This window comes from Helicobacter burdigaliensis (assembly GCF_003670295.1).
Classification (GTDB): domain Bacteria; phylum Campylobacterota; class Campylobacteria; order Campylobacterales; family Helicobacteraceae; genus Helicobacter_D; species Helicobacter_D burdigaliensis.
This window is the reverse complement of sequence record NZ_QXJG01000031.1, coordinates 1-13,203: the sequence shown is the minus strand read 5'-3', so window position 1 is coordinate 13,203 and position 13,203 is coordinate 1. Positions and strand designations below refer to the sequence as shown.

Here is a 13,203-nt window from a genome sequence, read left to right as displayed (position 1 = left end):
AGTATCATAAAAATATTTATTTCTACCATTAAGCCTCCTTTAAAGCCTTTAAAAGAAAATAAAAATACTGCTTAAAATCAAATAGAATTCTACCTTTTATTCTTTAACATTGCTTGAAAAATTAATTATGATTTATTTAAAATGGATTAAAATAATCTTTTCTTGCATATTAGATGATATACAATATGTATTTTATAAAATGTTACACTTTTGACAAAAATTAGCAATTTTTATTAATTACATATTGTATTATTTATTATTTATGGTATGATAACTAAAATTTTTAATTATCAAAGGAAATAAAATGGCAAATTTAACACACAATAACTTTTCTCAAGATACTCTAGCAATCCATGCAGGATATAACTACGATACGCAAAGAACCATTAGTGTGCCAATCTATCAAAATACAGCTTATAGCTTTGAAAGTCTAGAACAAGCAGAAGCTAGATTCTCATTAAAGGAACTTGGGAACATTTATACTCGCCTAAGCAATCCAACAACTGATATATTAGGTGCGCGTCTTGCAAGTGTAGAGGGAGGTGCATTTGGTGTGCCAACTTCTAGTGGCAGTGCTGCTATTTTCTATGCGATTTTAAATTGTGCGCAAAATGGGGATAATATCGCATTTTCTAATAAAGTCTATGGTGGGACGCAAACACTCTTTACCCACACGCTAAAACGCTTTGGGATTGAATCTAGAGTGTTTGATATTGACAAGCTAGAAAGCCTAGAGAAAGTCATCGATACAAACACAAAAGCTATCTTTTTTGAAAGCTTGTCTAATCCACAAATTAGCATTGCTGATGTAGAAAAAATCACGCAAATTGCAAAAAAGCATAAAATTATTAGCATTTGTGATAACACTGTGGCAACTGCGTTTTTACACAAGCCTTTTGAATTTGGCGTGGATGTGGTTGTATATAGCCTTAGCAAATACATTAATGGACAAGGAAGTGCACTTGGAGGGGCGATTATAGAACGAAATAATCTTAATGAGTTTATTAAAAATAATCCACGCTATGAGGCTTTTAACACTCCAGATCCTAGCTATCATGGGCTAGTCTATGCAAATCTTGCTTTGCCGATTTTTAGCATTAGAATCATTATAGAATGGCTAAGAAATATAGGGGCTACACTCTCACCCCAAAATGCTTGGATTATTTTACAAGGGTTAGAAACACTTGAACTTAGGATTAAAAAGCATAGCCAAAATGCTAAAATTGTCGCAGAATTTTTAGAGAAGCATAAACGCGTAAAATCCGTAAATTACCCTGCACTTAAAAGCAATCCTTACCACAATCTTTTAGAGAAATATTTTAGCAATGGCGATTCTAGTGGGCTTATTAGCTTTGAAGCACTTAGCTTTGAAGAGGCACAAAAAATTTGCAATTCTTTGGAGATTTTTTCTATCGTTGCAAACATTGGGGATTCAAAATCACTCATTATCCACCCAGCTTCTACAACACATTCACAGCTTAGTGCAGATGAACTAGAGAGTGCGGGGATAACCCCTTGCACTCTAAGGCTTAGCATAGGTTTAGAAAATCCTCTTGATTTAATAGCTGATTTAAAACAAGCACTAGAAAAATAAGGAAAAGTTATGCCACTTATTATTCCTGAAGATATACCTGCCTATGAGCTTTTAAAAGAAGATGCTTTCATCATGGGACAAAGAAGGGCTAAACATCAAGATATTCGCCCTTTGGAGATTTTACTTATCAATCTTATGCCAAAAAAAATTGAAGCAGAAAATCAAATCTTAAGCCTACTTGCAAACTCTCCTTTGCAAGTTAATATCACGCTTCTAGCCACTACAAGCTATGTGGGGAAAAATACCCCTAAAAGCCATTTGGATAGATTTTATGTAGGGTTTGATGCTATCCAAGGTAGGAGATTTGATGGAACTATTGTCACAGGAGCTCCTATTGAGCAAATAGAGTTTGAAGAAGTATGCTATTGGCAAGAATTAATTAAAATTATGGATTATTTGAAGCTTCATTGCACAAGCACGATGTATCTTTGCTGGGGAGCAATGGCGGGACTTTATTATTTTCACAAAATCCCAAAAATCTCCCTTAAAGAAAAGCTATTTGGAGTGTTTGAGCACAAAATTATTCAAGAAGACTTGCTTTTAAGCGGACTAGATGAAGTCATCAAAATACCGCATTCTAGGCATTCTACAATAAATCAAGAAGCACTAAAAAATGCAAAAGAGCTAAAAATATTACTAAGCGGAGAAGAAAGTGGAGCAACTTTAATAAAAGATTCTAAAGATATTTTTATGCTAGGACACCCAGAATATGCCAAAAATACGCTAAAAGAAGAATATTTACGCGATAAGGAAAAAGGGCTAGATATAAAAGTTCCAAAGAGTTATTTTGATAAAAAAGGAGAGGCAATTTTATCTTGGAAATCTAGTGCGAGTATGCTTTTTATTAATTGGCTCAATTTTAGCGTGTATCAAGACACGCCTTTTGTGCTTTAGCAACTTTAAAAAAGAGAGTTGCTTTTAACTAGCTTTAAATCCTTAATTTTATTTTCAATACCCATAAAATTACCTTCTAACTCTCTTTTTCTTTTTATGGATATATCTATAAATTCATTAATTCACCTTATCTGTCGTAATAAAAATTTTATAATTTACAAAAGCGATTGATAAAGTTAAACAAAATCTAAACTAGCATACCAAAATATATAACTTCATTTAGTGATTTTTAAAATCCTTTTAATCCCAAAAATTCTAAAGATTTTAAAAATTCATCATTTGTTTGCAAAATTCTCCTAATACTTGCAAAAGGCGTTTTGTCCCCCAAGTGCTTGTATCCGTAAGCGTGTAAAGCTAACTTGGCATAACAAAACCACCATTATTTTTATGCAAGTTTTACATATTCTTTTTTACACTAAAGGTAGATTTTAAATCTTTTCTAAAATTTTCTTAGCTACTGCACTTGGATTTTCTGCTTTATAGATAGGACGCCCCACGACGATAAAATCACTCATTGCCTCTTTTGCATCTTCTAGTGTAGCCACACGCTTTTGATCGCCACTATCTTCACCAAAGGGGCGGATTGCAGGAGTTAGAGTTAAAAACTCTTTGCCTAATTTTTCTTTTATCATTTTAGATTCAAAGCAAGAACAAACCACTCCATCAATCCCTGCTTTATGTGCTAAAGTCGCAAACTCTAACACACTTTTTTCTAAATCATTAAGGTAAATCTCATAAAATCCTTCTTGATTAAAACTAGTAAGGGCTGTTACTGCCATAACTAAAGGTGCTTTACTAAGGGTTTTTGCATAGTTTGCCATCACTTCCATAGCTTCATAGCCACTACTTGCATGGATTGTAACCATATCCACACCTATTTTTGCAATCTCTTCTAGGCTGTCTTTCATGGTATTTGGAATATCATAAAGCTTCAAATCTAAAAAAATTTTAAAATTTGGATTAATGCTTTTAATGTCTTCTATAAAATTTCTTCCATCACGGATAAAACTTCTCAAACCCACTTTCACCCAAATATTTTCACTCTTTAACCCTTCTAAAAGCTTCAAATTCTCATAAGAACTTGGCAAATCTAGCGCAACACACAATTCCATAAGTTTAGCACCTAGTCTAATAAAAATAGTTCAAGAGGATATTTTTTACCCATGCTCTTTAGCTCCAAATAAGCACGCACTTTTAAAAATTCATTAGGAGTATGCAAGCCTAGACGCTCTTTAGCCTCATCAATCATCTCTAGTTCTAAAAGCACATAAAAATATGCCATTTCTGCAATTTCATCTTTATTAGCCAAATACTCAAAAAGATTTAGCCATGATGTTGGCTCATAGCATTCCTTTGTCTTTTGTGCTAAAAGCAGATAATCTTGTTTTACAAAGCCAACTTCTGCACAAAGATTAGCAATATCTTCATTACTAAATTCTAATTTTTTTGCATAGCACATTCCTAGCATTTGATTGGCTAGTTCTTTATCAAATTTCACACTTGCAATAAAGCGTTTAATCTCCCCTAGCTCGTCATTTGCAAGCAAAACCCTTAATGCTTCTTGCTTATATTCATCACCAAAACTAGACTTCCTTAACACTTCAGAAGCAAATTTTGGATCTGATTTAATTTGATTGATGATATTTTGTTTAAAAAAAGGAGAATTATCATTAGGATTGAATTTTTTTAGATTCACATATTCCCCTCTTTTTAGATCTCCTAATAGCTCAATAAGCTCATCAAGTCTTGCTTCGCCACTTTTTTGTGTAATCCCCTCTTTAACATCAAAAATCAAATTATTAAGTAAAATAGAAAGAGCTTTGTAGCGATTCATAGAAGGTTGCTTTAGGGGAACTTCTTTTCTTAAAAGCTGATTTTCAATTTGCTCCAAAATCATTTTATAATCGTTTTTATATTTGTTTCTCTTATACCACATACGATACATTCCGCCTATTTCCAAAAGCAATACAACGATAAAAAACAACACCACAGGCACCAAAAACCAAAGTGCAATCGGCAATGTTACAAACTTTTGACTAAAGGGAATATGATAGGTATAATCCACTCCACTCAAACTATAAATATATAAACCTATTACTACAATAAAAACAAAAAAAGCACCAAAATAATATTTAAACTTCATTATTTTCCTTTATCTTTTTCAATAATTTCTCTGCAAACTATACAATATCTTGCATGTGGTTTTGCTTTTAATCTTTGAAAATTGATCTCTTCTTCACACATTTCACAAATTCCATAACTGCCCTCTTCTATTTTAGCCAAAGCAATATCAATAAATTCTAACTCTTTTGCATGTCTTTCAAAAATAGATTCATCTAGCCTATTTTTGATACTCATTGTAGCAATATCCACTTCATCTCCAAGATGCCCTGATCTCACTACCTCCATACTTTTGCAATGTTCTTTATTGTTAGCCAAAATCGCCTCTTTTTGCTCTAAAAGTAATTTTTTAAATTTTTCTAAATCACTATGTCTCACTTAAGTTTCCTTTGTTATTTGTGATAGGGATGATTATTTAACAAACAAAAACCTCTATAAATCTGTTCATTCAAAAGAATTTTTGCTATTTTATGATTGAATGTAAGTTTAGAGAGAGAAAGTGTTGCATTGCAACTTTTACAAAACTCCTCTTCTAATCCATACGCACCGCCAATAAAAAAGCTAATTTCCGATTTATCTTTTAAAAATGAGGCAAATTTAAATGAATCAACCTCCCTCCCATCTGGTGATAAGGCAATTTTATATAAATTTTCCTTAAAAACTCTACTAAAAATCTGCGTATAGCTCTTTTTAGCTTCATTAACATCAATTTTATGGCTTTCTTTAACACTTTTGTTAAAAAGATTAAAACTTTCTACCTTTACTCCAAACCCCATACATAAACCCGCAAATTCTTTACATATCTCATCTTCCAAACCTTTTGTAGGCTTGGCAATATAATAAATATTAACTTTAATCAATTTAGGAAACTTTCAAATAAGTCAATAAACTTGCTAAAGTAGATTTCATATCTTTTCTTTGAACTATCATATCAATAAGTCCATGTTCCAATAAAAACTCTGCAGTTTGGAAACCCTGTGGCAAATCTGCTCCAATAGTTTGCTTGATTACTCTAGCTCCCGCAAACCCAATCATAGCGCCCGGTTCTGCCATAATCACATCACCCAAAAATGCAAAAGAGGCACTAACGCCCCCCATAGTAGGATCACTAAGCACAGAAATAAAAGGCAATTTTGCATCACTCAAACGCTGCAGGGCAGCAGAAGTTTTTGCCATTTGCATAAGCGAATAGGTTGATTCTTGCATTCTAGCCCCACCGCTTGCACTAATAATAATAAGCCCTTGTTTTTTCTCTATACTTCTATTGATCGCTCTTACAATCTTTTCCCCCTCAACAGAGGCTAAAGAACCACCCATAAAATTAAAATCAAACAAAACAAGTTGTGTAGGTATACCATCAATCGTGCATTCTCCACTCACTACAGAACTAGGGCGCCCACATTTTTTTTCATACTCTTCTACTCTTTTTTGATAGCTTTTTTTATCCACAAAATTAAGAGGATCTGTTGGCATAAGCTCCTTATCATACTCAACAAAACTTCCCTCATCACAAGTTAGAAGAAGCCTATCTTGCAAACTTATTCTCATATGAAAATTACATTTAGGGCAAGTATAATGTTGTGCGATAATTTCTTTATAATACATTAAAGCATTACAGCTAGAACATTTAACCCAGTGGCTTGGTGCTTCTTTTGGAGTAGCTCTTTCCACTTTTTTAAGGCTTTTAAAAAAATCTGTAAATCCCACTTATTTTCCTTAAATTCAAGCTTACTTCCTATTTTCTAAAAAGTAATTTTTAGAAATTGTATAAAAAAATGTGTTAATTTAGCCTAAAACTTTGTAGATCGCTTATATAGGTTATAAATCACAAAGCTACCTTTGATTATTAGAAATTGCTTAACTTATCCATTATAGTTTGCTTTAACTTTGCATCCAAATCATCTGCACGGATATGAAACTCTACCCTATTATTCTCCACATCACTTTTATTGCCATTTAGTGGATTGTGATCCCCAAAACTTATAATAATCAGCTGTTCTTGATTGATACCTTGTTGTATTAATAAATCCGCTATGGCCTGTGCTCTTTTGCTGCCCAAATTAAAATTTTTGCTTGGATCTTCATTGCTATTATCTGTATAGCCTCTAAGCTCTATTTGCAAATCTTTAGGCATTTTTTTAATAATCTCCCCTACACGCTTGATTAAAACCAAAGTTTCTACGGAGATAATTTCTGCACTGCCCCTAACAAATTCAACCCTAGTAGGTAAATGCAAAATTGCATTATTCTCCTTTTGATCAAGAGCGACTTTTTCTCTCTCTAATGCTTCAACATCAAAATTTGCAGGAGAGCTATCTTTATCTTGCACTTCACTCTCCCTTTCTATAAGACTAGATGCTGTAAAATCAAAGATTTTGATAAATTCCACTTTTAAAGCTTCTACTTTGGCTGGATTAGTTTCAGAAATAGCCCAAAGTGCAATAAATAATGCCAAAAGTAAACTTAAAAAATCCGCATAAGGAACTGCCCATTTTTCACCTGCTGGACATTCAGGGTGCTTTGCTTTTTTACCCATTTTAAATCCTTATTCTTAAAATTGCGATTGAGCTGTCTCATTAGGACTTAAAAAACTAAATAGCTTAGCTTCTAAATCTCTAGGATTGACACCTTCGGCTATACCAACAATCGCTGTGGATATTACCATTCTTTCTTTGATTAAATCTTTAGAATTTGCTTTAATCTTATGTCCAAAAGGACCAAAAAGAGCATAAGCACCAAAAATACCTGTAACTGTCGCGGTAAATGCACCTGCAATCCCTAATGCCATTGCTTTAGGATCGTCTAGTAACTGCAATGCAAGCATAAGCCCCATAACCGCTCCAACAAGTCCCATTGTAGGACAAGTTTCACCAACTCTTACCCAATATTCAGCACATTCTTTATAATACTCTTCTGCCTCTTCTATTTGAATCTCAGCACTTTCTTTGATTTCTTCTATACTTTTACCATCCACCATCATCATCAAAGTCTTTCTTAAAAAATCATTTTCAATATCATTTGCTTTTTGTTCTAATGCCAAAATTCCATCTTGACGCGCAATTATGGAATATCCCACAAGTTCCGAAATCCTTTGATTCAAATCTACTTTAGCTCCCATAAATGCTAATTTTAGCTCCTTATAAGCAGCTTTTACAATATTTTTATGTGTCGCTGTTGTCGCACAAAAAATAGCCGTTGGCACTACAATTAAAAAAGAAGAGAGATGAATAACATGCAAGGGATTTCCACCCTCTAAAATATCCCCTATTGAAATGCTAGTAATTGCTAATACTAGACCTAGTATAGTTGTAAGATCCATAATTCATTCCTTATTTTAAAATATTTTATTGTTTTTATTAATCATAAATTAGCAAAGTTCTTATAAATTAAAACTTAAATATGATTAATTTTATATTCAATATTTTCAATTAAGAAATTTTTATGGATTATTTTCAGTATTAAAAATTTTTCTTACATAACTTTATATTTTGGCTCTTTTTTAATCTTTATAAAAAGAAGATTTAAGATTTTCTAAAAAGCTATAATCCCACTCCTGCAATGCTTTGTCTTATTTTAAATTACTTTTTTAAATTTCAATGCACAATTAAAATTTTGAGTAGTAAAGAAACATAAATTCACAAAAGATATTTTCTAATCACCACAATTTTTTAGAACTCTTTAAGATTATTATTAAATTCAACACCTAATTAAAAGAAGATTTTTGCTAGACGCACTAGCCTAGTAGTGCATCTAATCTATTTTGAAGATAGTTTGTATTGAAAGAATTTGTATAAAGAGTGGCATTTTCTTTTAATTTAGCAGTATTTAGTTCATTATAATTTTCTGCTAAATCATTATCCTGCAAATTGCTCTCTGCTTTTTTAAGATTAACAATCGTATTCATATCATTATTAATGCTAGATTCAACACGATTCATAATCGCACCAATATCCCCTCTTTTTGAGCTTACATTGTTGATAAAGCTCAAAATACTCTCTTGATTTGTTACTTGCAAACCTGAAGTATTTGGAGATTGAAGATTAAAATCAATAGAACCGCTCCCAAGCATAAAACTCATTTGCCCACCAAATACATTTTTTCCATTGAAAGTTGCTTGAGAGATAGAATCATTCATAGATTGTGTTAGGGCGCTTGCTTCACTTTCTATCATAGCTCTTTGATCGCTATTTAATGCTGGATTCCCTAAAGCAACGGATAGTTCATTCATTCTAATAGCAGAATCGCTAATGCTAGATAATGCCCCATCAGCAATTTGCAATACACCCAAAGCATCGTTTGCATTTCTAACTCCTTGGGACATAGAATTAGCTTGAGCCAAAAGTGCATTTGCAATCGCTAAACTAGCTCCATCTGTAGCTTCAATCGGGCGTGGTGAAGCGATTTTTTTGAGACTTTCTTTTTCTTCCTCTTTAGCTTTATTTAAATTCACTAAAGTTTCATTTGTATTTTGTGTATTTCCTATTTTCATCTTAATCTCCTTTTAGAATAAATTACATCCTTGTGATTTTAAGATTATCAAGCATTTTTCGTTCCATTTTGAGTTTTTTGCTCCAAATACTTGGTATGAATCACACCTCTTTTAAAATCGTCATTTTCCATCATTTCTTGATGGAAGGGAATAGTAGTTTTAATCCCTTCAATACAAAACTCGCCTAAAGCTCTCTTCATTCTAGCAATTGCTTCTTTGCGAGTTTTACCCCACACAATAAGCTTTCCTATCATAGAATCATAAAACATTGGCACAACATACCCAGCATATGCGTGAGTATCTAGCCTTATATGATTCCCTCCGGGTGCTATCCATTTTGTAATCTTGCCCGCTGAAGGATAGAATTTCACAGGATCTTCTGCAGTAATTCTACATTCTATTGCACAACCATTAAACTTAACTTCTTCTTGTTTTGGAAGCTCTTTGCCCTCTGCGATATTTATCATAAGCTCAATTATATCAAGCCCACTTACTAGCTCACTTACAGGATGCTCTACTTGCAATCTTGTATTCATCTCCATAAAATAAAAATTCTGGTTAGAATCTAGCAAAAATTCATAAGTCCCTGCACCTACATATTTGATAGCTTTTGTAGCGGTAATTGCAGTTTCTAGGAGCTTTTGCCTTGTTTTTGGTTCCAATGTGGGTGCTGGAGATTCTTCAATAAGTTTTTGGTGGCGTCTTTGAAGCGAACAATCTCTCTCGCCCACATGCAAAACATTCCCATGTTTGTCTGCTAAGATTTGCACTTCAATATGTTTTGGCTTATCAATAAACTTTTCCATATAGATAGTTCCATCACCAAAAGCACTAATTGCTTCACTTTCAGCTGCCAAAAAAGCATTAAACATCTGCTCTTCGCTCTCCACTATCCTCATACCTCTACCGCCACCACCTGCTGCTGCTTTTAGTATCACAGGATACCCCATAGAATCTGCAAGTTTTTTAGCCTCTTCTTTAGAAGCAACAGCTCCATCGCTTCCGGGTATTACAGGCACTCCTGCATTTTTCATAACTTCCTTAGCCTTACTTTTATCGCTCATTAATGCCATAACTTCAGGATTTGGACCTATAAATTCTATATTATGATGTTTGCAAATTTCAACAAAATTTTGATTTTCGCTTAAAAACCCATATCCAGGAAAAATCGCATCTACATTAAAAAGTTCTGCTGCTGAGATAATTGCAGGAATATTCAAATAAGATTCATTGCTTTTGTCCCCACCTATACATACCTTTGCATCTGCTAAATCCAAATAATGTGCATCTTTATCTGCAGTAGAATAAACTGCCACACTTTTTTTACCCATCTCCTTGATAGTGCGGATAGCTCTTAATGCAATCTCTCCACGATTTGCAATTAAGATGGTGTTAATTTCTTTAAAAGACATTAGATTTTCTCCACCACAAACAAAGGAGAATTGTATTCTACGGGTTGTCCATCACTTGGGATAATCTCTTTAATCACACAATCAAACTCTGCTTCAATTTCATTCATAATTTTCATCGCTTCAATAATCGCTAAAGTCTGTCCCTTTTTCACCTTATCGCCTACATTTACATAAGCAGGTGCATCAGGAGATGGGCAACGATAAAAAGTTCCTACCATAGGAGAATTCACACTCTCTCCACTCACAACAGAAGCAGTATTTTGTTGTGCCACTTGTGGAGTGGATGCTACTTGCATAGGAGCTTGTGGTGCTTGTGTAAGTATGGGTGTGCTTGGCTCTAAAGCTACCTTGGTAGCTCCTATAAGCCCTTTTTCTAACTTAATCTTTGAATTCTCATTAACAATGCTAAGCCTATTTAAATTACTCGCATCAAAGATTTTTATTAATTCTTTTATCTCTTTAAAATCCATAATTTTAAACCCTTTGTAATTTGTTTAGGAAGCCATAAAGCTTTTTTGTTATAATAGCATAATTTCAAATATAAAATCATTAAAGGAAAATAATGGGATTAAAAGAAGATAGTTGGATAAGAGAAATGGCGCTAAAACACAAGATGATAGAGCCATTTTGTGAAAATCAAGTAGGAAAAGGTGTCGTAAGCTATGGACTATCAAGCTATGGCTATGATATAAGAGTAAGCAATGAATTTAAAATCTTTACAAATATTAATGCAATGGTGGTAGATCCTAAAAACTTTGATTCTGCAAATGTTGTGGATTTTGTAGGCGATGTATGTATCGTCCCTCCAAACTCTTTTGCATTAGCAAGAACTATTGAATATTTTAAGATTCCTAGAGATATTTTAGCGATTTGCCTTGGCAAAAGCACCTATGCAAGATGCGGGATAATCGTAAATGTAACCCCTTTTGAACCTGAATTTGAAGGGCATATCACCATAGAAATTAGCAACACAACCCCACTCCCTGCAAAAATCTATGCAAATGAAGGGATTGCTCAAATTTTATTCTTACAAGGCGACAAAGATTGTGAAGTAAGCTATAAAGATAAAAAGGGTAAATATCAATCTCAAACTGGAATTACACTCCCTAGAATCTTAAAAAATTAATTAGTAAAACTTTTTGTTTTGCTAATCTACTTTAAAAAATATTTCACATATTTACCATAAATAAAACGTTTTTTGCTATTTTTAAGATTACTGCAAGCCTTATCCACTTACATATCCTAAAAAGAATCATCAAAATACCTAAAACAAATCTTAGACACTACTTATAGATTAATTTAAGCAAAAAATAAGGGGGGGGGGGGCAAAATAACAGCTTTATTTTTAGATTTTAAGGAGTAAAAATGAAATTATCCCTGATTGCATCAAGAGCAATATTAGGTTTAGGAATTTTAGGGAGTGTGAGTGCATTTGGAGCGGATTACACCCTAAATAATGCTAATGACTTTCAAACTTATTTTGAAGAAAGTAGCGAGGGTAGCGGAAAATGGGTGTTAAAAGAACAATATAAAAATGATAATCTAACTTTTAACTTTGATAATGCTTCTCTAACTATCCCAAAAGAACATGGAGGCTTGGGGCTAAACATTAAAGACATTACATACAATAGTGCTAAATTCACAATCGGCGATGGAATGGGTGAAGATGATAGCTATTTTGGAGAATCAGATGCTCAATTTCAGGTTGCAAACCATTCTTATACGATTAATGCAGATGTAGAGATTAAAACTGATGGAAACTTACTCGCACAAAGCCCCTCTTATATCAATGGAGATGTAACTATAAGCGGAAGCGAGCAAGGGGGTGGTAGCCTAGAAGTCTATAATATTTGGGGTGCAAATGGTTCTTTAAGTATTGATGGCAATCTTACTTCAAATTATGGTTATTTTACCATCGCCGATTCAAATAGAAAAGGAGGACTTTTACATATAAGTGGCGATGTAAGCCTTAACAATTCTACTTTTAGCGTAATCACACAAAGCCTTTCTAGTTTAGCATTTAGCGACTATGAACTGATAAGAAGTGAAGGCAAAATCACACTTAGTGGGGATAATAAAGTAAATTTGCAATATTTAGTGACTTTGCAAGATCTCTTAGGCACACAAAATATTAATGGAATTGCTTCATACGATATTGATAGAGAAGTAAGCGAGAATCTTTATGAAGCAAGTTTAGATTTAAGCGAAGATGGGAAAAGACTCTCTACAGATATTACTACTACAGAAGATGCTAGAAACCTCAAAAAGATTCTAGAAGAAGTAAAAACTAGAGAAGATATGCTAACAGAGCTAAATAGCCAAAAAGATAGCACGACAGATGAGGCTGAAAAGGCAAGGATAGATGAAGCTATCAAGCTTATTACCGTACAAAAGACAGCGATTAGTGATGCAATCACTAATGCAGAGCAAAATGGCGAAAACCTTAGCGGTAAAGATTTTATTGATGTAGTAGGCACAGGTATAGCAGAAAGTGATAAAGCCCTAGCAGGAGAGCTAGTAGATAAGCTAGAAGGTGTGAAAAATACAGAAATGCATGCAGCATTGCTTTTAGATGTAAATAAAAATGTAGGCGGTGCAGTAACTTCCCTAAAATCCTCTGGCAACCTAAACGAAGCACAAGGTATCTTTGATAGTTTGATTAACTCTAATATTAATGCTGGAATTGGTGTAGG

14 protein-coding genes are annotated in these 13,203 nt (G+C 33.4%); 4 read left to right on the top strand and 10 right to left on the bottom strand.

Annotation, left to right across the window (positions count from 1 at the left end):
• Nucleotides 1-304: 304 nt before the first annotated feature.
• Together EBF09_RS08535 and EBF09_RS08530 are read left to right on the top strand one after the other, a co-directional pair.
• The gene (locus tag EBF09_RS08535; protein WP_121764684.1) at nt 305-1,594 is read left to right on the top strand and encodes an O-acetylhomoserine aminocarboxypropyltransferase/cysteine synthase family protein; all 1,290 of its coding nucleotides are present in this window, start codon (nt 305-307) and stop codon (nt 1,592-1,594) included.
• 9 nt (nt 1,595-1,603) lie between these two features.
• Nucleotides 1,604-2,488, top strand: a complete 885-nt coding sequence (locus tag EBF09_RS08530) for a homoserine O-succinyltransferase (RefSeq protein WP_121764683.1) — start codon at nt 1,604-1,606, stop codon at nt 2,486-2,488.
• A 428-nt stretch (nt 2,489-2,916) separates the two neighbouring features.
• Here EBF09_RS08530 and pyrF read toward each other — a convergent pair whose 3' ends face one another.
• The 10 genes from pyrF to accB form a co-directional block, all read right to left on the bottom strand.
• On the bottom strand, nt 2,917-3,600 hold the full coding sequence (gene pyrF / locus EBF09_RS08520) for an orotidine-5'-phosphate decarboxylase (protein ID WP_121764682.1): 684 nt from the start codon (nt 3,598-3,600) through the stop codon (nt 2,917-2,919).
• Between the two features lie 11 nt (nt 3,601-3,611).
• Nucleotides 3,612-4,631: a hypothetical protein gene (locus EBF09_RS08515; protein WP_121764681.1), complete on the bottom strand. Its 1,020-nt coding sequence runs from the start codon at nt 4,629-4,631 to the stop codon at nt 3,612-3,614.
• The gene (dksA, locus tag EBF09_RS08510; protein WP_121764680.1) at nt 4,631-4,987 is read right to left on the bottom strand and encodes an RNA polymerase-binding protein DksA; all 357 of its coding nucleotides are present in this window, start codon (nt 4,985-4,987) and stop codon (nt 4,631-4,633) included. Before dksA ends, EBF09_RS08515 begins: the two co-directional genes overlap by 1 nt.
• 14 nt (nt 4,988-5,001) lie before the next feature.
• The gene (locus EBF09_RS08505; RefSeq protein ID WP_121764679.1) at nt 5,002-5,469 is read right to left on the bottom strand and encodes a 23S rRNA (pseudouridine(1915)-N(3))-methyltransferase RlmH; all 468 of its coding nucleotides are present in this window, start codon (nt 5,467-5,469) and stop codon (nt 5,002-5,004) included.
• A gap of 1 nt (nt 5,470) precedes the next feature.
• Nucleotides 5,471-6,316 (bottom strand): acetyl-CoA carboxylase, carboxyltransferase subunit beta, encoded by an 846-nt coding sequence (gene accD / locus EBF09_RS08500; protein ID WP_121764678.1) that lies wholly within the window; start codon nt 6,314-6,316, stop codon nt 5,471-5,473.
• 139 nt (nt 6,317-6,455) lie between these two features.
• Complete coding sequence (gene motB / locus EBF09_RS08495; RefSeq protein WP_121764677.1) at nt 6,456-7,145, bottom strand: flagellar motor protein MotB; 690 nt, start codon at nt 7,143-7,145, stop codon at nt 6,456-6,458.
• Nucleotides 7,146-7,160: 15 nt separating this feature from the next.
• A complete protein-coding gene (gene motA, locus EBF09_RS08490; protein ID WP_121764676.1) occupies nt 7,161-7,928 on the bottom strand; it encodes a flagellar motor stator protein MotA in 768 nt (255 codons plus the stop codon).
• A gap of 414 nt (nt 7,929-8,342) precedes the next feature.
• A complete protein-coding gene (locus tag EBF09_RS08485; protein WP_121764675.1) occupies nt 8,343-9,098 on the bottom strand; it encodes a flagellin in 756 nt (251 codons plus the stop codon).
• Nucleotides 9,099-9,145: 47 nt separating this feature from the next.
• Nucleotides 9,146-10,510, bottom strand: coding sequence for an acetyl-CoA carboxylase biotin carboxylase subunit (locus EBF09_RS08480; RefSeq protein ID WP_121764674.1), 1,365 nt, complete (start codon nt 10,508-10,510; stop codon nt 9,146-9,148).
• Nucleotides 10,510-10,980, bottom strand: coding sequence for an acetyl-CoA carboxylase biotin carboxyl carrier protein (accB, locus tag EBF09_RS08475; protein ID WP_121764673.1), 471 nt, complete (start codon nt 10,978-10,980; stop codon nt 10,510-10,512). The genes EBF09_RS08480 and accB overlap by 1 nt, the downstream gene beginning before the upstream one ends.
• Nucleotides 10,981-11,072: 92 nt before the next feature.
• Here accB and dcd point away from each other — a divergent pair, with 92 nt between their 5' ends.
• Nucleotides 11,073-11,636: a dCTP deaminase gene (dcd, locus tag EBF09_RS08470; protein WP_121764672.1), complete on the top strand. Its 564-nt coding sequence runs from the start codon at nt 11,073-11,075 to the stop codon at nt 11,634-11,636.
• A gap of 239 nt (nt 11,637-11,875) precedes the next feature.
• A partial coding sequence (locus tag EBF09_RS08465; protein WP_157978200.1) for a hypothetical protein occupies nt 11,876-13,203 on the top strand: 1,328 nt, incomplete at its 3' end.

What these genes read in the sequence shown, in the direction of transcription:
- EBF09_RS08535 (WP_121764684.1), top strand. Translation starts at nt 305, where the DNA reads ATGGCAAATTTAACACACAATAACTTTTCTCAAGATACTCTAGCAATC.
- EBF09_RS08530 (WP_121764683.1), top strand. Translation starts at nt 1,604, where the DNA reads ATGCCACTTATTATTCCTGAAGATATACCTGCCTATGAGCTTTTAAAA.
- pyrF (WP_121764682.1), bottom strand. Translation starts at nt 3,600, where the DNA reads ATGGAATTGTGTGTTGCGCTAGATTTGCCAAGTTCTTATGAGAATTTG.
- EBF09_RS08515 (WP_121764681.1), bottom strand. Translation starts at nt 4,631, where the DNA reads ATGAAGTTTAAATATTATTTTGGTGCTTTTTTTGTTTTTATTGTAGTA.
- motB (WP_121764677.1), bottom strand. Translation starts at nt 7,145, where the DNA reads ATGGGTAAAAAAGCAAAGCACCCTGAATGTCCAGCAGGTGAAAAATGG.
- motA (WP_121764676.1), bottom strand. Translation starts at nt 7,928, where the DNA reads ATGGATCTTACAACTATACTAGGTCTAGTATTAGCAATTACTAGCATT.
- EBF09_RS08485 (WP_121764675.1), bottom strand. Translation starts at nt 9,098, where the DNA reads ATGAAAATAGGAAATACACAAAATACAAATGAAACTTTAGTGAATTTA.
- EBF09_RS08480 (WP_121764674.1), bottom strand. Translation starts at nt 10,510, where the DNA reads ATGTCTTTTAAAGAAATTAACACCATCTTAATTGCAAATCGTGGAGAG.
- accB (WP_121764673.1), bottom strand. Translation starts at nt 10,980, where the DNA reads ATGGATTTTAAAGAGATAAAAGAATTAATAAAAATCTTTGATGCGAGT.
- dcd (WP_121764672.1), top strand. Translation starts at nt 11,073, where the DNA reads ATGGGATTAAAAGAAGATAGTTGGATAAGAGAAATGGCGCTAAAACAC.